The sequence below is a fragment of the Rhizobium sp. ZK1 genome, from assembly GCF_047782645.1.
Taxonomy (GTDB): domain Bacteria; phylum Pseudomonadota; class Alphaproteobacteria; order Rhizobiales; family Rhizobiaceae; genus Rhizobium.
The window spans coordinates 2,097,528-2,113,728 of the sequence record NZ_CP180586.1; the positions used below are offsets into that span (position 1 = coordinate 2,097,528).

Below are 16,201 nucleotides of genomic sequence, written 5' to 3' on the forward strand. Positions count from 1 at the left end.
CGCGATCTTTCAGATCCGCTTGCTGCGCTTTAAGGCTTTGATTTTACGCATGTCGCTGCCGCAAAAACCGCTGCACACTTTTGCGCGACATGCCTTAGTTCGTCGGCGCGGCCGCGCTGGTGATAAAGTCCGCCACGTCCTGCGGATGCGAAAGCATCACAGCATGGCTGGACTCGATCTCAACGACCTTGGCGCCGGCACGCGCTGCCATGGAACGCTGTTGGCTGGGCGGGATCATGTGGTCGTTATTCGTTACCATGAAGTAGGTGGGCTTTTCCTTCCACGCCGGCGCCGTGATTTTGGTCTGCACAGCGCCGAGCCCCCAGGGAACCTGGGACTCGGCCATGAACTTCGTCTTGGCGGGATCGACGTCAGCTGCGAAGGATGTCGGGAACTTCGCCATGTCTACCAACAGGAAACCGTCGCTCGGCGGAAGCAGCGGCGCCTTGTCTTCGCCCGGCGTCGGCGACGTGGCGATATCGTAGACCGACTCGCCAGCTTCAGGTGCGAATGCCGCGAGATAAACCAGGCTCTTGACCTTGGGCAGGCTGCCGGCCTCGGTGATCACGGCCCCGCCGTAAGAATGGCCGACCAGGACGACCGGTTTGCCGGCTCGGGCGATGACCTGTTTGGTGGCATCGACGTCACCCTGCAGGGTAATCGTGGGATTCTGGACGGCCAGCACCTCGTAGCCGTCGGCAGAAAGGATGTCGTGGACCTGCTGCCAGCCCGAGGCATCGACGAACGCGCCGTGCACCAGCACGATGGACACTGGTTTGTCGGCTGCATGGCCGACGACGGCGGAAGCGGTTGTGATCATGACAGCGAGCAATCCTGTTATCACGCTTTTCATCGCATTCCCTCCCCTGGGTTAATCGACCTCCACTGGGTCGAGAGTGATCGGTGTTCGCTCGGCGAGATCGCCGATCCGTGCGGCATAATTCTTGAAGTGCGGACTATCGCGATGGGCGGCGACGGCCGCGTCGTCGACATAAAGCTCATCGAGCACGAAGCGGTCGGAATTGGCCTTGTCTCGCCAGATATCCCACCGCAGATTGCCGGGCTCGGCCCGGCTGTGCACCCGCATTGCCGAGAGAAACGCTCCGAGTTCGGGGGCCTTGCCAGTGCGCGCGGTCAGGATACCCACAATCTTCATGCGAGTGGACATGGTTCATTCCTATCTGAGGCGCGAGCCGCGCAATGTCGGCTCCTGCCGGCAAGAGGGCCGGTCGCTACGACATGCCCCGGTGCAGAGACTTATGCCCGCTCCTTCAGAGCGGCGAGCAGCAGTTGTGCGAGCGGCCCCGCCGATGCGGGATTCTGGCCGGTGATGAGGCGGCCATCGACGACGACGTGAGGTTCCCAGTTGGACGCAGACGAGTACTCGGCGCCTTCCGCCCTCAATGCGTCCTCGAGTTCATAGGGCACGTCCTCCCGTGCATAGTCATATTCCTCTTTTTTCGAGAAGGAGGTGAGCTTCTTGCCGCGCACGAACGGCGTACCGTCACCGAGGTTCACGCCGAGCAATGAGCACGGGCCGTGACAAACAGCACTCACGAGCTTGTCCGTGCTCCAGGCGCGCACGACAGCCCTCTGGACGTCCGGGTTGCGTTGGATATCCACCATCGGCCCGAGGCCGCCTGGGATCAGTATGGCGTCGTAGTCAGCGGCGTCCACCTCGGCTAACTTGCGGCTGTGATTGAGGCGACGAAACGCCTTGCTCTCGATAAATCCCTTCTGCGCAGGGTCCTTCTCGTCATACGCGTCATGCGGCGTCCATCCGCCTGCGGGTGAGGCAAACTCGATTGCGATCCCGGCCTTGTCGAGCACATCGTAGGGATGAGCGACCTCGGCGAAAAAGAAGCCGGTCTTGCGACTGTGCGGGCCAATCACGGATGCATTGGTGACGATGAACAAGACGTGTTTTGTCATGGTTCCCCCCGTTTTAATGACGATGCTGCCATAGATTCCGGATAGGGGCGGCGCTCGCAGTCCCTATCGCAGTCCCACGAAAGCGACCTCGCCAGAGGTCTCTGCTTGCGTGGGCTCATGGTACCGCGACGAGTGACATGGCCTGGCGGCAATCAGGTCTCGATCCGCCGTCTCATCACCGCCGCTTGGCTCTGCAGGACACTTGGTCCGTGCCCCCTGATCGCGTTCAATGCTATATTGACAGCCGGCGGGAGCTTGGCATCTTAGACAAAGCCAAAGACATCCGTGCCGTCGGATTGTATCACTGACATTTTGAATAGTTGGCCGCCTGGGCGACCGCCGTGTTTCCACCGTGCAGTCAGGGCCACGCCCTTTACGCAAGACTATCAATGCTCGGGGCATCGGATTTATGCTTACGCAGCCAATCTACATGTGCATGCCATCTGCCGCCCGTTAATTTTGGTAAAATTTGGTCATGAGCTCTGCTGCTCCGACCTATGCCAGCTTCGACGATGCGGACGGCGAGACTTTTCTCTGATCTCGTGACCTTCATCGAAGGAAAAAGATTGTGACGAGCGACCTTGCCGAGCGGCCTTCCCGATCCTTCTCCTTTGGGCCTTTCGTGCTCATTCCCGAGCGCCAGCTGCTCTTGCAAGGCGATGCCCCGGTTCGGATTGGAGGCCGCGCGCTTGACATCCTGACGGTCATGGTCGAGCGCCCGGGCGAACTCGTGAACAAGAGCGAGTTGATGGCGCGCGTCTGGCCAGACGTTTTCGTCGATGATGGCAACCTCAAGGTCAACATGGCTGCCTTGAGACGAGCCCTCGGCGATGGCATTGGAGCGGCGCAGTACATTGCCACCGTTACGGGCCGGGGCTACCGGTTCATCGCGCCAGTCGCGGTCAATGGATTGTCTGGTTTCGCGCCATCTTCAACCGCCGCGGCAATTCGCAGACACAATTTGCCGATCGCGACCACGAGAGTCTTCGGGCGGGCTGATGCGATTGATGACGTCATACGCGATCTGGAGGCATCCCGGCTGGTCTCGGTCGTCGGTGCCGGCGGCATCGGAAAGACAACGGTTGCGCTGGCCGTCGCCGAGCAGAAGATCGGGTCGTTCGGAGACGGCGTTTGGCTGATCGATCTGGCGCCGTTGAAGGATCCCTCGCTTGTGCCCTTTGCCATTGCGAGTGCAATCGGTCTGGCAACGCATTCTGCGAACATGCTCGCTGCATTGGGCAGCTACCTCCGCGATTGCGAAATGCTCCTTGTGTTCGATAATTGCGAACACATCATCGAATCTGCTGCCTTCTGTGCGGATCGAATCCTGACCGAAGCTCCAGGCATAAGGATTCTCGCCACGAGCCGGGAGCCGCTCGGTGTGAGAGGCGAACGCGTCCGCAGGCTATCGGGCCTGGGCGCGCCGCCCGCTTCCTCCGACCTGAAAGCTGTGGAAGCGCTCAACTATCCCGCCATCCAACTCTTCGCAGATCGCGCGACCGACCGGCTTGAATCGTTCCAGCTCAGCGACACCAACGCGCCGACAGTCTCGGAAATTTGCCGGCGGCTCGATGGTCTTGCCTTGGCGATCGAGCTTGCGGCGACGCGTGTGGATTCCTTCGGCACGGACGGATTACTCGCGCATCTGGACGATCGATTTCGGCTGCTGAGCAGGCATCGCGCCAGTCCCGAGCGCCATGGCACGCTGACGGCGGTGATCGACTGGAGCTACGATATTCTCTCTGGGAGCGAATGCGTGGTCATTCGCCGGCTGTCGGTCTTTTCCGGTCCGTTCAGTCTCGATGCGGCCTGCGCCGTCGCCGGTGACGGCCTCGAACGGGTGCGGGTCATCGACGACGTCGCCAACCTGGTCGCAAAATCCTTGCTTTCAGTGGATGTCGTTGCCGACACGCTTGCCTACCGCCTGCTGGAGACGACGCGCGGATACTGTCTCGAACGGCTGCAGCTGAGCGGCGAGGAAGAGGCCGTCCGCCATCGGCACGCGGCCCATATTTGTGCGGTTCTGGAGCACGCGGCGAGCGAATGGGCCGAGATGCCGGCCCCGGATTGGGCACAGGCCTATGGAGGCACGCTCGACGACTTGCGCTCGGCGCTGGACTGGACCGGAGGGGCTGCCGCGGATAGGGCGCTGCACATCCGGCTCTGTGTCGCGGGATGCCTGCTCTGGAACCACTTCTCTCTGACCGAAGAATGCCGCATTCGCGTCGCCCGGGCGCTCGAGGAACTGGATGCAGTCGGACTTGTCGGAACGGCGGTCGAGATGCAGCTTCAGGTGTCGTTTGCAGGCGCGACGATGTTCATGCGCGGCGCTATACCCGAGGCAATGGACGCCATGCGACGGGCGCTGGAAATCGCCGTTCGGATCGGCGATGTCGACCACCAACTCCGTTGCCTGCGGATGATCGGTGCGTATCAGTTGTTCGGCGGCGAACACGATGCCGGGATCGCAACGCTTGAAACCTTCGGCACAGTCGCCGCCGCGGCGGATCCTTCCGCTTTGCCGGCCGGCGAGACGCATCTGGCCGTAGCCGACCTGTTCATAGGCCGGTTTGAAGGCGCCCGGCAACGGATTGAACGTTTCTACGGCAACGATTTGAAAGATTCCAACGACCCGCGGTTCGCGCGTTTCCTGTATGACAGAAATGTCGACGTCGGGAACATCCTGTCGCACATACAGTGGCTTACGGGTTTCACCGACACGGCCGTGCAGACGACGGAAGTGACGATCGCGCTCGCGCGAAAGACCGGGCATGAGCTTTCGCTGAGCAATGCGCTCGCATGGGCGAGCCTGACCTTCCTCATGAGCCGGCGTTACCAGGACTGCGGCCGTATTGCCGCGATGCTCGACGAGCAGATCGTGCGGCATGGCATCGTCATCTGGCGACCGGTTGCAATCTTCTGTCGCGGTGCCGTGGCATGCGCTCAGGACGATATGGCGGTCGAAGGGCTGGGCCTGCTCGAAGAAGCTGTCGGGGAGTTCCGTGCCATCCGGCATCTGGCGCGGTTCCCCTTCTATCTCGGCGGCTTTGCGGACGATTTGGCCAGGTGCGGCCGCCTGGCGGAGGCCGCCGCCGCCATCCAGGAAGCGCTCGATTGCGCCCATGCGCAGAACGAGCAGTGGTGCGTTCCCGAGCTCCTGCGCATCCGGGCTTCCATTCTCATGGCCGAGGTCCGGCCTGACGAGGCGGAGACGCTTCTCATCGAGTCGATCGCGCTGGCCCAGGAAATCGGCGCCTTGTCGTGGCGATTGCGATCGGCCTGCGATCTCGCAAGGCTCTGGCATGTCTCGTCGCGAGCGCATGATGCACGCAAGATACTGCAATCTGCTTATAACGAATTCACCGAGGGTTTCGAAACGTACGACCTTGCCGCCGCAGCCCACCTGCTCGCCTCATTCGCACGGCCTTAAAACTTTCCGCTGAAGGGCTGAAAGCGGTCAGCCTGCATTCACTACTTCCGGCGGCCGTCCGTAAGCGCTCAGGATGGCCGCGATCAGACCGGGGAATCGGGCGTCCACTTCCTGGCAGCGCGAATGGTTGCGCATCTCCACGCCATGACGCTCGCCCCGGATGAGGCCAGCCTCGCGCAGCACTTTCATATGCTGCGACAGCGATGATTTGGGGATGACGCGCCCGCCCAGATTGGCAAGCGCAGTACACGTGCCGCTGGAGCCGACGCCCGCGATCTGCGCAAAGATCGCCACACGCTCGGGATCGGAGAGCGCATACAGGATCGCCTCCGGCTTCAGGTCCTCGATGGCTGGATGAAAGAGCGGTCTCATGAATTTTATATAGGGTCACTTGAAATCGAGATCAACAGTTCCGAATTTCTGAACTACGGAACGAAGCCGCCACAACCGGCGGCACTCCGGGTCGAAAGGAACTGATATGTCTAAGCTTGCTGGAAAAGTCGCCGTCGTGACAGGTGCCTCCAAGGGAATCGGCGCTGCGATTGCCAGGGCGCTCGCCGCAGAGGGTGCAAAAGTGGTGGTGAACTACGCCTCGAGCAAGGCGGGTGCAGACGCCGTCGTCGAAGCGATCGCTGCCGCCGGCGGCAAGGCCATCGCGGTCCAGGGCGATGTTTCGAAGGCCGAGCAGGCACAGGGATTGATCGACGCTGCGATCAAGGAATTCGGCCGTCTCGACGTACTGGTCAACAATTCCGGCGTCTACGAATTCGCCGCGATCGACGAGATCACCGAGGAACACTATCACCGCCAGTTCAACGTCAACGTTCTCGGCCTCCTGCTGACCACCCAGGCCGCCGTCAAACACATTGGCGAGGGCGGCAGCGTGATCAACATCTCGTCCGTGGTAACGAGCCTCACTCCGCCCGCCTCCGCCGTCTATACCGGCACCAAGGGGGCCGTGGACGCCATCACCGGCGTGCTCGCAAAGGAGCTCGGCCCGCGCAAGATCCGCGTCAACGCCATCCTCCCCGGCATGGTCGAGACCGAAGGCACGCATAGTGCAGGCTTCGTCGGCTCCGATTTCGAGCACAACGCTGTGGCCCAGACCCCGCTTGGGCGCATCGGCCAGCCCGACGACATCGCCAGGGTCGCGACCTTCCTCGCGTCTGACGATGCAGACTGGCTGACCGGCGAGCGAGTGACTGCCGCCGGCGGTTTTCGCTGATCGTCTATTGATGCCGTGCGTGCTCTTTTAGGGGCACGCACCCTGCCCCGGTTCGCCGTGGCAGGCGACGGCTCCCGACTCGGGATCAGTCCGCAAACTCTTCCCAGACTTCGGCATAGGCCTTGAAACCGATGCGCTCGTAAGTGGCCTTGGCTTTCGGATGATCCCATGTGTCGGTGTGGAGCCACACGCGCTCAGGCAGATGAGCCCATATCTCCTTGAGCGACCAATCCAGGAGATAGGGTCCGAGACGACGGCCCTGATCCTCGGGCATCAAGCCAAAGTCCTCACGCCTTTCCCGCGCCGAGCGTGACGAGAAGCTCGTCCAGCTGCTCGAACTGCTCGGGCAGCATCCCGTCCTCCATGGCCTCAAGAGCTTCCTTCGAGGGATAGAGTTCGTGGAAGATCAGCAGCGTCTTGCCGTCTTTTTCCTCGAAGGTGACCGTGGTCACGGCGCCGTCCTCTTCTTCTTCATTGGTCCAGACGAGCCGCGCGTTCGGTATCACCTCGAGATACTTGCCGAAGAAGGCCCAGGAGTTCGAGGCATCCTGGCCGAACACGAGACGGTATGTGCCGCCGGTGCGAACATCCATTTCGCAGGACAGCAGCGGAACGCCCATCGACTTCGGCGCCCACCACCGCATGAACAGCTCGGGCGTGGTCCATGCCTTGAACACGATGCGCGCGGGAGCGTTGAAGGTTCGCGTAACGACCAGCTCACGCTCGGACTTGCGCTCCACCGTCGTGGGGTTCTTCGTCAGGCCAGGCTTACTCTCCATCGTCCTTCTCCTTCCGTTTCAATTCCTCGACAAGATTATCCAATGCATCGAAGCGCGCGTCCCAGAGCCGGCGGTAGCTCTCGATCCAGGCCGCCTCCTCCTCCAGCCGGCGCAGGCCGAGCCTACAGGTCCGCACGCGCCCGACCTTCTGAGTGGTGACGAACCCTGCCTGCTCCAGGATGCCGACATGCTTCTTCATGCCCGTAAGGGTCATGTGAAACTTTTCGGCAAGGTCCGTGATCGAAGCGTCCGCACGTCCGAGCTGCTCCAGAACGCCGCGCCGGGTGGCGTCCGAAAGCGCGGCGAACGAGGTATCAAGACGAGCTGACGAATACTGAACCATTTGGTTCAGTTTATAGCCCAGGAATGAGCGGCACGCAAGGGAACCGGCCGGCGTGCCCGGCTTATCATCTCAGCCGTCCGGCAACCTGGAGCGCCAGAAGAATGGACGAGACATGAAGGGCCTGCCCGATCAGGCCGGTCTGCAATCCGTCCAGCACCTCCGCAATGGGAAGGGCATGAACGGTCAGGCCCTCCTCGCCGGCATCGAGCCGTTGCTGAAATCGGGGCTCGGCACCGGTTGCGAGAAAGGTGTGAAGACGGTTCGTGTGTGAGGCCGGATTCGGGTAGAGCGTGCTGACCAATTGCCAGTTCTCGGCAATGTAGCCGGTTTCCTCCTCCAGTTCGCGGCGGGCTGCCTTTTCACTGTCGATATCCCGCTCGTCGAGCCCGCCCCCCGGTATTTCCAGGAAGAACCTGCCCGCCGCATGCCGGTACTGGCGAACGAGCAGGAGGCGATCGTCGGTGGTGATCGCAACGATATTGATCCAGTCGGGATAGGAAAGCACATAATAGGGAGAAATCCTCACGCCGCTTGACGTCAGGCAGTCGTCGGCGCGCAAATTCAGCCACCGATCCCGAAGGATCGTCGTGGATTTGATCACCGTCCAGCCGTCGTCCTCCATTCGAAAATCCTCCCGTTTCGAACTCGCCGATTTCCGAAGATTAGTCCGATGCGCGCCCGTCGGCCATGGTACCGCCTTGCGAAATTCATTGCAGTTTTCGCACGGTCTGTGGGAGTTTGCGTCACGGAAATCGGACGAGCGACACTCAGCGGCGATCAGGGGAGCCAGCCCAGGATGGTGCTGACCTTGCCCCAGATCGCGCTGTATTCCTCGACGTAATCCTCTGCGATTTGAGGATTGTGCAGAAGCGCGTAGCCTTATTGCTGCTGCTGCGCCGGCGGCGGGGTGCCGATCTTTTCCAGAACCTTCTTCGCGAGAGCCGGGTCGCTTTGTGCGGCTGTCAGGATCGACGAGTATTCCTCGACAGAGATGTCCTTGGAGGCCTCGACGGTGTCGACCATCTGCTTCTTGGCTTCTTCCTGCAGCTTCTGCTTCGCAGCCTCGTCCTTCGTCGCGCCGATTTTGGCCGAATATTCCTTCCTGACCTTGTCGACCTGCAGATAGGCGACGGCAAAGGCCTCGATTTTCTGATCGCTGACGGGGGCGGCTGCACCATTGTCGCCGCTCTGCATCGGCGTCTGCCCCTGCATCGGCGCCTGGCCCTGCGCCGGCGGCTGCTGTTGCGCCTGGGCCATATCCTCGGCGAATGCCGGGCTGAGAGCAAGCAGGCAGAAGACCGCAGCGCTCATCGTTGCGACGGGTGTGTAACGAGTGATCATGGTCATTCCTTTTCACGTGCATGATTTGATCGGCAGCAGGACCGCCTCGGTCGATCGCTTAGCCGCTTGAGGCTGGCGAGGTCGCAACGATGGACCTTTAAGAGGGCACGGTGCGGCGGTGGCGGGGCAATTTGCTGACGATTGAGCGGCGGCTTTGTGACCTGGATCGCGATCGACGGTGCTTTCGTCCGTCATGCCTGCATCCACCCTCTCATACCGTCTCATACTCCTTTTGGAGCAGAAATGGACGGAACGATAATTTTCCGTACGCGAAGATAAGGACAATTGCGTCCCATGGCTGTATTTAAATAGCCACGGTCAATTCCTGAATGAAGACGGAAGAGACCAGAATATTTCACCTGCCAGCGCCGCGAAGAGACGGAGCAATTCCAGGTGAAACGGCGTTAATTCAAGAAGAAACAGAGAATACGAGGAGGACGGCCATGAACTGTCCGGGAAACATCCGAGCGTGTTCTGCATAGGCTTCGGCCTATTGTGGAGCCTCTTCGCCACACAACCCGCAGCCGCTAAAAGAATTCTTATAACCGGCTGCACAGGCCTCCTCGATCTCTCAGCTGGGGGGGAGGATTGAGGCGCTCGATGGCAAGGCCATGTGTGACGAAGCGAGGGGTTGCGCGCAAGTTCAGGCGCTTGAGTCGATGCGTAGGAGCCTGATGCTCACGCGCAACCCCATTCTATCGAAACTGGAGAATTCTGATGCGAGCTGCCCTCTCATGGGCAAACGGAGGCTAAGATGATTACGACCGAAGACCAGAACCACATCGAATTGAGAGAGACTGCGAACTGCAGAAGGGACGTCGAAATCGCAATGATGGGAATGCTCACCAATCTGCAGAAACATGGATGGTCAGCAGCGGAATTGGCGCTCGCGCTTGCCGATGCCTCGGAAGAGCTCGTGATGCTGATCGCCAGCAAGACGGTGAGATCGAACTAAAGCATGTCGCGCAAAAGTGTGTCGCGGTTTTGCGGCAACGACATGCGTAAAAACTGACGAAAGCGGCGAGTTCGTCGTATCGCGCTGCGATACGACGCCGCTGTTTGAGCCTGGCAGACACTTCTATCGCGCTGCGAAATCAACCCTTCATTATGAGCGCGCGCCCGATCGGTTTGGGAGGCTCGCTGCGTAAAACGATCGCAGTGTTGACCGAACCGTAGCGGGCAATGGCATCGACGATGCTTTCAAGCTCCGCCGGCGAAGGCACGATGACTTTCAGGTGGAAGCAGTCTTCTCCCGTCAGCCTGAAAACCTCGATGACCTCAGGCATTTCCGAAAACTGCTTCAGGCAGGTCTTGATATATTCGTGCGTGGTGCGCAGGCGTATGATCGCCATCATTCCGAGCCCGACCGAAGCAGGATCGATGACAGCCCTGTAGCCGCTGATGATGCCGCGTTCTTCAAGCCGCTTCAGCCGTTCTGAGGCCGCCGGCTGAGAGAGGCCGACCCTTCTTCCAAGTTCGGAAACGCTGATGCGCCCGTCGCCCTGCAAGGTTTCGATCATGGCAATGTCGGTCGGATCGAGTTCGGCACGACTATCGAAAGTTTTTGCCATCGACTTTGAATCCATCGGTTTACGGTGAACTTTTCCGATGAATGCCAATTTATCCTCTCTGAGTAAACGGTCATGTTGACGCCATAACCACGAGAGGCGACACATGACCGAAATCATTCATCTGCCGGGCATCGGCAATTCCGGCGCGCTCCATTGGCAAAGCCGTTGGGAGAGCGCCGATCCCTCCATCCGCCGTTTCGACCCTGCGAGCTGGGACGAGCCGGATCTTTCCGACTGGATCGCGGCACTGGAGCAGGCCGTGCGTGCGGCGCAAACACCGCCCGTTCTGGTGGCCCACAGCCTCGCCTGCCTGCTCGTTGCCCATTGGCATGAGGTTTCCGATCTGCCGATCAAGGGGGCAATTCTGGTCGCCGTGCCGGATCCGGCGTCTCCGGCTTTTCCCGCGCAGGCGGCAAGCTTCGCAGAGGCACCCCGGACGCGCTTTCGATTTCCCTCTCTCATCGTGGCAAGTACCGATGATCCCTATGGTTCGCTGCCCTATGCCGAGATGCGGGCAGAGCAATGGGGAAGCGCGTTGACGGTGATCGGTGCGGCAGGCCACATCAACGGCCAAAGCGAACTTGGCGATTGGCCGGAAGGCCTGGCGCTCGTGAGAAACTTCGCGGGCCGCCTGTAGCCCGCGTCGCTCGATTGACAATTTTTGAAAATTTGCCCTTCTTGTCGTGTCTCAATCTCAAGTGAAAGAGACACCAATGCACAAATCCTTCTATGCTTCCCACAGCGTCTACTCGGAACCTGGCCGCTATCGCGAAACCTTGATGCGCGGTGGCGTCGAGCCTAAGTCAATTGCCCGGTGGATCAGCTCGTTCATGCAGCATCCTCGCGGCGCCGAGTCCGAAGAACGAGGCTTCAAACCTGAACAGGCCGCCGATCTGGAGCTTCGTTCGGTGGCGGAGCTTCTGGCTCTCGCCGTAAAACGCAATTTGCTTGACGGCGTTTCCGCACAGCACAAGGTCGGCGGCGTATGCCGGGATTTCGCGATACTGGCGGTTAGTCGATTTCGTGAGCGCGGCACCCCGGCTCGCCTCCGTGTCGGGTTTGCCGATTATCTGGCGCCTGGACATTGGGAAGATCATTGGCTTTGCGAATGGCATGACGGCGCGCGTTGGAAACGGCTCGATGTGGAGTTTGCAGCGATCGGGGGAGTTTCCTTCGATACGCTGGACGTGCCGCGCGAGCGGTTCCTGACGGCAAGCGAGGCATGGTTTCGGATCAAGGACGAGCCGGAGATCGCCTCCCGATTTGGCGTGTCGAGTCTCGGCCTTAGCGGAGAGTGGTTCGTCGCGGGAAGCCTGCTTCGAGAAATGGCCGCCTTGCGTAAGCTGGAACTGAAACCGTGGGATTACTGGGGTCCAACAAAGGACCTCTCCCCAGTTTCAACCGAGTTGTCGCATCAGGCGCGGATAACGTTCGACCAACTCGCTTCACGGCTCAGGACCGTCAGTGTCGATGGGGAGGACGAGCCGGAGGCTTTAGCGGACTGGCCTTTACCAGAGGAGGTTATCAGCTTTCCACAAGGCGAGGCTGTAGCTGTCGTATTGCGCAGTTTATAATACACGCTACGTTGCAGGTTTCGGGGGGTGCGACATCGGCAGCTATACGGGACGGAGCTGCCGTTGATTGCGGTTCTCTGAACGTCGTTCGTGCAATCACCAAAATACGGCAATTGGCTGCGGCAGGTCTTGCTTATCCTCATCACGGCAGCAGCAAGAGGCTCCCCGCCGACCGGCCCGTCTCCATCTCCTCATGCGCCTTCGCAACCTCCGCCAAGCCGTATTCGCCGGATATCTCGCAGACGATGCCCCTTTCCATGGCTGATATCGCAGCCTCCGCGGCCTCGCGGTAGCGGCCGGTATCGGCGCACCAGGCCATGATGCTCGGATGCGAGAGCGATTTGCCGGGCCGAAGCTCTTCGACGGCAACGGGCGGGATGGGGCCGGCGGCCTGGCCGATGGTGACGGCGGTGCCGAAGGGGCGCACGGCGCGGATGCTCTTCAAGAGCATGTCGCCGCCGATGCCGTCATAGGCGACATCGACGCCGTTTCCGCCCGTCAGCCGCTTCACTTCGGCGACGATATCGGCCCCTCTCCCGACGATCAGGTGATCGGCGCCATAGGATGTGGCAAGGGCCGCCTTCTGGGGCGAACTGACCGTGCCGATGACAGTGGCATCCAGCGACTTCGCCAGGCGCACGAGAATGCTGCCAAGCCCGCCGGCGGCCGCATGGATCAGCACGATGCTGCCGTCGGCGACCTCTGTGACCTTCTTCATGAGCATGTAGGCGGTCATGCCCTTGAGCAGCGAGCCTGCGGCCACTTTCACCGAGACCGCATCGGGAAGCGCAATCACCCTCTCGGCTGGCATGATCCTGGTGGAGGCATAGGCGCCGACCGGCGGGCCGGCATAGGCAACGCGGTCACCCGGCGAAAACGCCGTGACATCGGGGCCGACCTCTTCCACGACGCCCGCCGCCTCCACGCCGATGACGGCGGGATAGGAGGGCAGCGCGTAGAGCCCCTTGCGGTGATAGACATCGAGGAAATTGGTGCCGATGGCCTGATGACGGACCTTGATCTCGCCTGCAGCGGGGGATTGCGGCGGCTGATCCTGCAGCCGGAACTGGGTGACATCGCCGGGGGCATTCAGCAGGACGATCTGGTCGCTCATCGTTCAATTTCCTTTGTGGGGGCTCCGTTACAGGAAGACAAACTAGCCGGTGGCCTTATGTGTGAAAATTCCCTATTGTCGCGCAATGATTGGGAAGAAATTCACACACATAGACTGGGACGACATCAGGCATTTCCTGGCGCTGGCGCAGGCCGGAACCTTTCTCGGGGCGGCACGGCAGATCGGCGTTGAGCACGCGACGATCAGCCGGCGCGTCAGCGCGCTCGAGAAGAACCTCGGCCGCAAGCTCGTCGACCGCCGCGGGCGGCGCATCGTCCTGACCGCCGATGGCGAAGAGGTCGCGAGGCACGCGGCCCTCGTCGCGCAGCAGACGGCTGTTATCGAGCAGCTTGGCCGCACGAGCGCCACCGACATGCGCGGCCATGTGCGGATCAGCGCCCCGCCGGCGCTGTCGAGCGTACTTCTCGCAGAACCTGTCGTCTCCGTCAGGCGGCAGCATCCGGGCATCGAGATCACGCTCGTGGGCGAAAAACGGCTCGCCTCGCTGAACCGCCGGGAGGCGGATATCGCGGTGCGGCTGTCGCGGCCGGAAGATGGCGACTATGCCATCACCAAAGTCGGGCAGATGGCCTTCCATCTCTATGCATCGAAGGCCTATCTCGAAACCGTGCCGGAGGCGCAATGGACCTTCATCGGCTATGACGAGGGCATGAACGCCTCGCCGCAGCAACTGCGCCTCTTCGACCGCGCCGCCGGCCGGCCGATCGCCATCCGCTCCTCCGTCCTGGAGTTCCAGGCCGCCGCCGCAAGGCTCGGCGGCGGTGTCGTCATGCTGCCGGATTTCGCGGTGCCGGATGGGCTTGAGCGGATCGAGGACGAAGATCCGCTGACGCGGGACGTGTGGCTGGTGGTCCACGCCGAGATCAGGGATGTGCCGGCCATCAGGGTTGTCATGGAGGCGCTGAAGGGAGCGTTTTGAGATGTGAAGGTGCTTTAGCCGGCAGACTTCGCCGGGTCTTTGCCTGTCCAGTAATGGGTGGAAATGTTGCGGCCATTGTCGAGGAGACGCGCGGCGATCTCGGGATTCCCGCCCTCGAAAGTATCGGGATCGGCGCCGCATAACATCAGGAACAGTTTCTGATGCATCACGGCGGCAAAATAGTCATAGGCCGGCAGCATCTCCCGAGATCCGACAGCCTGCAGCTCTTCGCCGGCCCGGTTCCTGGCGTCCTCGATGGCCTTGCGCACCGTCGCAAACATGGCCTGTTCGGTTCGTCTCAGGATTTCGTTGACCTGCCGTTCGGCAGGGGTGAGGACGGGGCAGCTCTCATCCATGGGGCATATCTCTGCTTCGATCGGTTGATAGGCTTGCCCGGACACCAGTGTTGGGCGGTTTCCCGGCGGCGAAAACGCTTGCCCTATCTAATGTCCGACGAATGAGCCTTCCAGTCGTCCATGCTTCCTAGCAATCTACGCTGCAAGAAGCGCCGTGGAAGAGGCTGGACCGATGAAACCGCCTTTGCCTTGTTTTTGCCACCACCCTGACATGCATTCTTTACAAAGATCACCTACCATAGGTAAAGTCATGAAGGACAGCCGATGGGAGGACAGGCAATGAATGAGATGACCGCATCGGAGATGCTGAGGGATCCGCTGATCCGCCAAGTGCTGCGCGCCGACAGGATCAGCCTTGCCTCCTTCGCCACGCTGCTCGATACCGCCAGCCGGCGGCAGGCGCGTGGCCACGAAACCGCTGGTCCGCGGCCTGCAACTCCGGAGGCCCGGAGCGGCGAGGCTCTTTCCACCGTTTGACGTTCCCCTGCCCGACCAGGGCAACCTTCGGCTCGCCCTAGCCAGGCGGGTTTTTTTTGCGCCCTGCCCTCCAGAGCCAGCGACTGAGGCGGCATTGACCAGATGCACGACCGCGTTAAGGTGAATTCTCTCCCGGGGGCATCGATATGAAAAACGTCCGTGCTGGAACGCTGGATATTGCCTATTTCGACACAGGCCCGGCAGATGGGGTGCCAACCATATTGTTACACGGCTTCCCTTATGACGCACACGCCTACGACCAGACGGCGGAAATACTGGCAGCCTCCGGCCACCGCTGCATTGTGCCTTTTCTCCGAGGCTTTGGAGCCACAAGGTTCATCTCCGGAAAAACCCCGCGTTCCGGTGAACAGGCTGCCTTGGGCGCGGACCTGATGGCATTGCTGGAGGCGCTCTCGATAGAGACCGCTTTTCTTGGCGGCTATGACTGGGGCGGGCGTGCAACGTGCATCGTTGCGGCTCTCTGGCCAGCTCGGGTACGCGGTTTGGTCAGTTGCGGCGTGGGCTACAACATTCAGAACATCGCTCGAGCCGGAGACCCCGTGCCGCCGGAGGAAGAAGCCCGATACTGGTATCAGTATTATTTCCACTCCGAACGCGGTCGCAAGGCCTTGGAACAAAACCGCCGGGGCGTGTGCGAATTCATCTGGAAAATCTGGTCGCCGACATGGATGTTCGATGACGCAACCTTCGACCGCACTGCCTCGTCTTTCGACAATCCCGATTTCGTCGATGTCGTCATTCACTCCTACAGGCACCGCTTCGGCTACAGCCCCGGGGATCCCGGTGTTGCTGCCATAGAAGATCGATTGGCAAGGCAGCCCGATATCACGGTACCGACGATTGTTCTTCAAGGTAGAGACGATGGCGTCGATCCTCCGGCAACGATCGACCTCGATGAACGCCACTTCAAAGCGAGATACGAACGGCGGATCATACCCGGCGCCGGTCACAATTTACCGCAGGAGGCGCCTCACGCCTTCGCATCGGCTATCCTCGATCTATCAAAGGCGGCCCCGACGACTTCGCCATGACCGCCTGGCAGGGTCGGCTCCGCTTGCCTTGCGCGAAAACGATTTCCATCATCCTGCTGTCGGATTC

General features: G+C 60.9%; 20 protein-coding genes. 8 read left to right on the forward strand and 12 right to left on the reverse strand.

Features of this window, described 5'->3' with window-relative positions; translation table 11 throughout:
- Nucleotides 1-94 precede the first annotated feature (94 nt).
- From ACK9YZ_RS10745 to ACK9YZ_RS10755, 3 genes are all read right to left on the reverse strand, one after another.
- Entirely contained in the window at nucleotides 95-820 is a 726-nt protein-coding gene (locus tag ACK9YZ_RS10745; RefSeq protein WP_416066578.1) for an alpha/beta hydrolase, read from the reverse strand.
- A gap of 51 nt (nucleotides 821-871) precedes the next feature.
- Nucleotides 872-1,168 carry a putative quinol monooxygenase gene (locus ACK9YZ_RS10750; RefSeq protein ID WP_416066579.1) on the reverse strand — a complete coding sequence of 99 codons (297 nt, stop codon included), beginning with the start codon at nucleotides 1,166-1,168 and terminating at the stop codon, nucleotides 872-874.
- 89 nt (nucleotides 1,169-1,257) lie between these two features.
- Nucleotides 1,258-1,932, reverse strand: a complete 675-nt coding sequence (locus tag ACK9YZ_RS10755; protein WP_416066580.1) for a type 1 glutamine amidotransferase domain-containing protein — start codon at nucleotides 1,930-1,932, stop codon at nucleotides 1,258-1,260.
- 568 nt (nucleotides 1,933-2,500) lie between these two features.
- Here ACK9YZ_RS10755 and ACK9YZ_RS10760 point away from each other — a divergent pair.
- On the forward strand, nucleotides 2,501-5,362 hold the full coding sequence (locus ACK9YZ_RS10760; RefSeq protein WP_416066581.1) for an ATP-binding protein: 2,862 nt from the start codon (nucleotides 2,501-2,503) through the stop codon (nucleotides 5,360-5,362).
- 27 nt (nucleotides 5,363-5,389) lie between these two features.
- Here ACK9YZ_RS10760 and ACK9YZ_RS10765 read toward each other — a convergent pair whose 3' ends face one another.
- Nucleotides 5,390-5,734, reverse strand: coding sequence for a helix-turn-helix domain-containing protein (locus tag ACK9YZ_RS10765; protein ID WP_416066582.1), 345 nt, complete (start codon nucleotides 5,732-5,734; stop codon nucleotides 5,390-5,392).
- A 106-nt stretch (nucleotides 5,735-5,840) separates the two neighbouring features.
- Between ACK9YZ_RS10765 and ACK9YZ_RS10770 the strand changes: the two genes are divergently transcribed.
- The gene (locus ACK9YZ_RS10770) at nucleotides 5,841-6,587 is read left to right on the forward strand and encodes a glucose 1-dehydrogenase (RefSeq protein WP_416066583.1); all 747 of its coding nucleotides are present in this window, start codon (nucleotides 5,841-5,843) and stop codon (nucleotides 6,585-6,587) included.
- A gap of 85 nt (nucleotides 6,588-6,672) precedes the next feature.
- Here ACK9YZ_RS10770 and ACK9YZ_RS10775 read toward each other — a convergent pair whose 3' ends face one another.
- The 5 genes from ACK9YZ_RS10775 to ACK9YZ_RS10795 all read right to left on the reverse strand — a co-directional run bounded on the left by ACK9YZ_RS10775 (nucleotide 6,673) and on the right by ACK9YZ_RS10795 (nucleotide 9,050).
- Nucleotides 6,673-6,861 carry a GNAT family N-acetyltransferase gene (locus ACK9YZ_RS10775; RefSeq protein ID WP_416066584.1) on the reverse strand — a complete coding sequence of 63 codons (189 nt, stop codon included), beginning with the start codon at nucleotides 6,859-6,861 and terminating at the stop codon, nucleotides 6,673-6,675.
- A gap of 13 nt (nucleotides 6,862-6,874) precedes the next feature.
- Nucleotides 6,875-7,366 (reverse strand): SRPBCC family protein, encoded by a 492-nt coding sequence (locus ACK9YZ_RS10780; RefSeq protein ID WP_416066585.1) that lies wholly within the window; start codon nucleotides 7,364-7,366, stop codon nucleotides 6,875-6,877.
- Nucleotides 7,356-7,709, reverse strand: a complete 354-nt coding sequence (locus ACK9YZ_RS10785) for an ArsR/SmtB family transcription factor (RefSeq protein WP_416066586.1) — start codon at nucleotides 7,707-7,709, stop codon at nucleotides 7,356-7,358. The genes ACK9YZ_RS10780 and ACK9YZ_RS10785 overlap by 11 nt, the downstream gene beginning before the upstream one ends.
- Nucleotides 7,710-7,773: 64 nt before the next feature.
- The gene (locus ACK9YZ_RS10790; RefSeq protein WP_416066587.1) at nucleotides 7,774-8,331 is read right to left on the reverse strand and encodes an NUDIX hydrolase; all 558 of its coding nucleotides are present in this window, start codon (nucleotides 8,329-8,331) and stop codon (nucleotides 7,774-7,776) included.
- 257 nt (nucleotides 8,332-8,588) lie between these two features.
- Nucleotides 8,589-9,050, reverse strand: a complete 462-nt coding sequence (locus ACK9YZ_RS10795) for a DUF4168 domain-containing protein (protein WP_416066588.1) — start codon at nucleotides 9,048-9,050, stop codon at nucleotides 8,589-8,591.
- A 754-nt stretch (nucleotides 9,051-9,804) separates the two neighbouring features.
- On the opposite strand from ACK9YZ_RS10795, the gene ACK9YZ_RS10800 reads away from it, so the two are divergent.
- Complete coding sequence (locus ACK9YZ_RS10800; RefSeq protein ID WP_216758576.1) at nucleotides 9,805-10,005, forward strand: hypothetical protein; 201 nt, start codon at nucleotides 9,805-9,807, stop codon at nucleotides 10,003-10,005.
- Nucleotides 10,006-10,144: 139 nt separating this feature from the next.
- On the opposite strand, the gene ACK9YZ_RS10805 is transcribed toward ACK9YZ_RS10800, so the two are convergent.
- Nucleotides 10,145-10,621 (reverse strand): Lrp/AsnC family transcriptional regulator, encoded by a 477-nt coding sequence (locus ACK9YZ_RS10805; protein ID WP_216758577.1) that lies wholly within the window; start codon nucleotides 10,619-10,621, stop codon nucleotides 10,145-10,147.
- Between the two features lie 103 nt (nucleotides 10,622-10,724).
- Here ACK9YZ_RS10805 and ACK9YZ_RS10810 point away from each other — a divergent pair, with 103 nt between their 5' ends.
- Nucleotides 10,725-11,258 carry an RBBP9/YdeN family alpha/beta hydrolase gene (locus ACK9YZ_RS10810; protein WP_416066589.1) on the forward strand — a complete coding sequence of 178 codons (534 nt, stop codon included), beginning with the start codon at nucleotides 10,725-10,727 and terminating at the stop codon, nucleotides 11,256-11,258.
- 76 nt (nucleotides 11,259-11,334) lie between these two features.
- Nucleotides 11,335-12,195, forward strand: coding sequence for a transglutaminase-like domain-containing protein (locus ACK9YZ_RS10815; protein WP_416066590.1), 861 nt, complete (start codon nucleotides 11,335-11,337; stop codon nucleotides 12,193-12,195).
- A gap of 142 nt (nucleotides 12,196-12,337) precedes the next feature.
- Here the strand turns inward: ACK9YZ_RS10815 and ACK9YZ_RS10820 are convergent, their stop codons facing one another.
- Nucleotides 12,338-13,309: a quinone oxidoreductase family protein gene (locus tag ACK9YZ_RS10820; RefSeq protein ID WP_416066591.1), complete on the reverse strand. Its 972-nt coding sequence runs from the start codon at nucleotides 13,307-13,309 to the stop codon at nucleotides 12,338-12,340.
- Between the two features lie 85 nt (nucleotides 13,310-13,394).
- On the opposite strand from ACK9YZ_RS10820, the gene ACK9YZ_RS10825 reads away from it, so the two are divergent.
- Nucleotides 13,395-14,249 carry a LysR family transcriptional regulator gene (locus ACK9YZ_RS10825; RefSeq protein WP_416066592.1) on the forward strand — a complete coding sequence of 285 codons (855 nt, stop codon included), beginning with the start codon at nucleotides 13,395-13,397 and terminating at the stop codon, nucleotides 14,247-14,249.
- A 14-nt stretch (nucleotides 14,250-14,263) separates the two neighbouring features.
- Here ACK9YZ_RS10825 and ACK9YZ_RS10830 read toward each other — a convergent pair whose 3' ends face one another.
- The gene (locus ACK9YZ_RS10830; RefSeq protein ID WP_216758583.1) at nucleotides 14,264-14,605 is read right to left on the reverse strand and encodes a hypothetical protein; all 342 of its coding nucleotides are present in this window, start codon (nucleotides 14,603-14,605) and stop codon (nucleotides 14,264-14,266) included.
- Nucleotides 14,606-14,884: 279 nt separating this feature from the next.
- Between ACK9YZ_RS10830 and ACK9YZ_RS10835 the strand changes: the two genes are divergently transcribed.
- Nucleotides 14,885-15,082: a hypothetical protein gene (locus tag ACK9YZ_RS10835; protein WP_416066593.1), complete on the forward strand. Its 198-nt coding sequence runs from the start codon at nucleotides 14,885-14,887 to the stop codon at nucleotides 15,080-15,082.
- Nucleotides 15,083-15,228: 146 nt separating this feature from the next.
- Nucleotides 15,229-16,134 (forward strand): alpha/beta fold hydrolase, encoded by a 906-nt coding sequence (locus ACK9YZ_RS10840; protein ID WP_416066594.1) that lies wholly within the window; start codon nucleotides 15,229-15,231, stop codon nucleotides 16,132-16,134.
- Nucleotides 16,135-16,201 lie beyond the last annotated feature (67 nt).

Coding starts and splice junctions, on each gene's coding strand:
- ACK9YZ_RS10835 (WP_416066593.1), top strand. CDS start 14,885: ATGAATGAGATGACCGCATCGGAGATGCTGAGGGATCCGCTGATCCGC.
- ACK9YZ_RS10815 (WP_416066590.1), top strand. CDS start 11,335: ATGCACAAATCCTTCTATGCTTCCCACAGCGTCTACTCGGAACCTGGC.
- ACK9YZ_RS10840 (WP_416066594.1), top strand. CDS start 15,229: ATGAAAAACGTCCGTGCTGGAACGCTGGATATTGCCTATTTCGACACA.
- ACK9YZ_RS10800 (WP_216758576.1), top strand. CDS start 9,805: ATGATTACGACCGAAGACCAGAACCACATCGAATTGAGAGAGACTGCG.
- ACK9YZ_RS10790 (WP_416066587.1), bottom strand. CDS start 8,331: ATGGAGGACGACGGCTGGACGGTGATCAAATCCACGACGATCCTTCGG.
- ACK9YZ_RS10745 (WP_416066578.1), bottom strand. CDS start 820: ATGATCACAACCGCTTCCGCCGTCGTCGGCCATGCAGCCGACAAACCA.
- ACK9YZ_RS10765 (WP_416066582.1), bottom strand. CDS start 5,734: ATGAGACCGCTCTTTCATCCAGCCATCGAGGACCTGAAGCCGGAGGCG.
- ACK9YZ_RS10825 (WP_416066592.1), top strand. CDS start 13,395: ATGATTGGGAAGAAATTCACACACATAGACTGGGACGACATCAGGCAT.
- ACK9YZ_RS10750 (WP_416066579.1), bottom strand. CDS start 1,168: ATGTCCACTCGCATGAAGATTGTGGGTATCCTGACCGCGCGCACTGGC.
- ACK9YZ_RS10805 (WP_216758577.1), bottom strand. CDS start 10,621: ATGGCAAAAACTTTCGATAGTCGTGCCGAACTCGATCCGACCGACATT.
- ACK9YZ_RS10775 (WP_416066584.1), bottom strand. CDS start 6,861: ATGCCCGAGGATCAGGGCCGTCGTCTCGGACCCTATCTCCTGGATTGG.
- ACK9YZ_RS10820 (WP_416066591.1), bottom strand. CDS start 13,309: ATGAGCGACCAGATCGTCCTGCTGAATGCCCCCGGCGATGTCACCCAG.
- ACK9YZ_RS10780 (WP_416066585.1), bottom strand. CDS start 7,366: ATGGAGAGTAAGCCTGGCCTGACGAAGAACCCCACGACGGTGGAGCGC.
- ACK9YZ_RS10785 (WP_416066586.1), bottom strand. CDS start 7,709: ATGGTTCAGTATTCGTCAGCTCGTCTTGATACCTCGTTCGCCGCGCTT.
- ACK9YZ_RS10770 (WP_416066583.1), top strand. CDS start 5,841: ATGTCTAAGCTTGCTGGAAAAGTCGCCGTCGTGACAGGTGCCTCCAAG.
- ACK9YZ_RS10830 (WP_216758583.1), bottom strand. CDS start 14,605: ATGGATGAGAGCTGCCCCGTCCTCACCCCTGCCGAACGGCAGGTCAAC.
- ACK9YZ_RS10810 (WP_416066589.1), top strand. CDS start 10,725: ATGACCGAAATCATTCATCTGCCGGGCATCGGCAATTCCGGCGCGCTC.
- ACK9YZ_RS10755 (WP_416066580.1), bottom strand. CDS start 1,932: ATGACAAAACACGTCTTGTTCATCGTCACCAATGCATCCGTGATTGGC.
- ACK9YZ_RS10795 (WP_416066588.1), bottom strand. CDS start 9,050: ATGATCACTCGTTACACACCCGTCGCAACGATGAGCGCTGCGGTCTTC.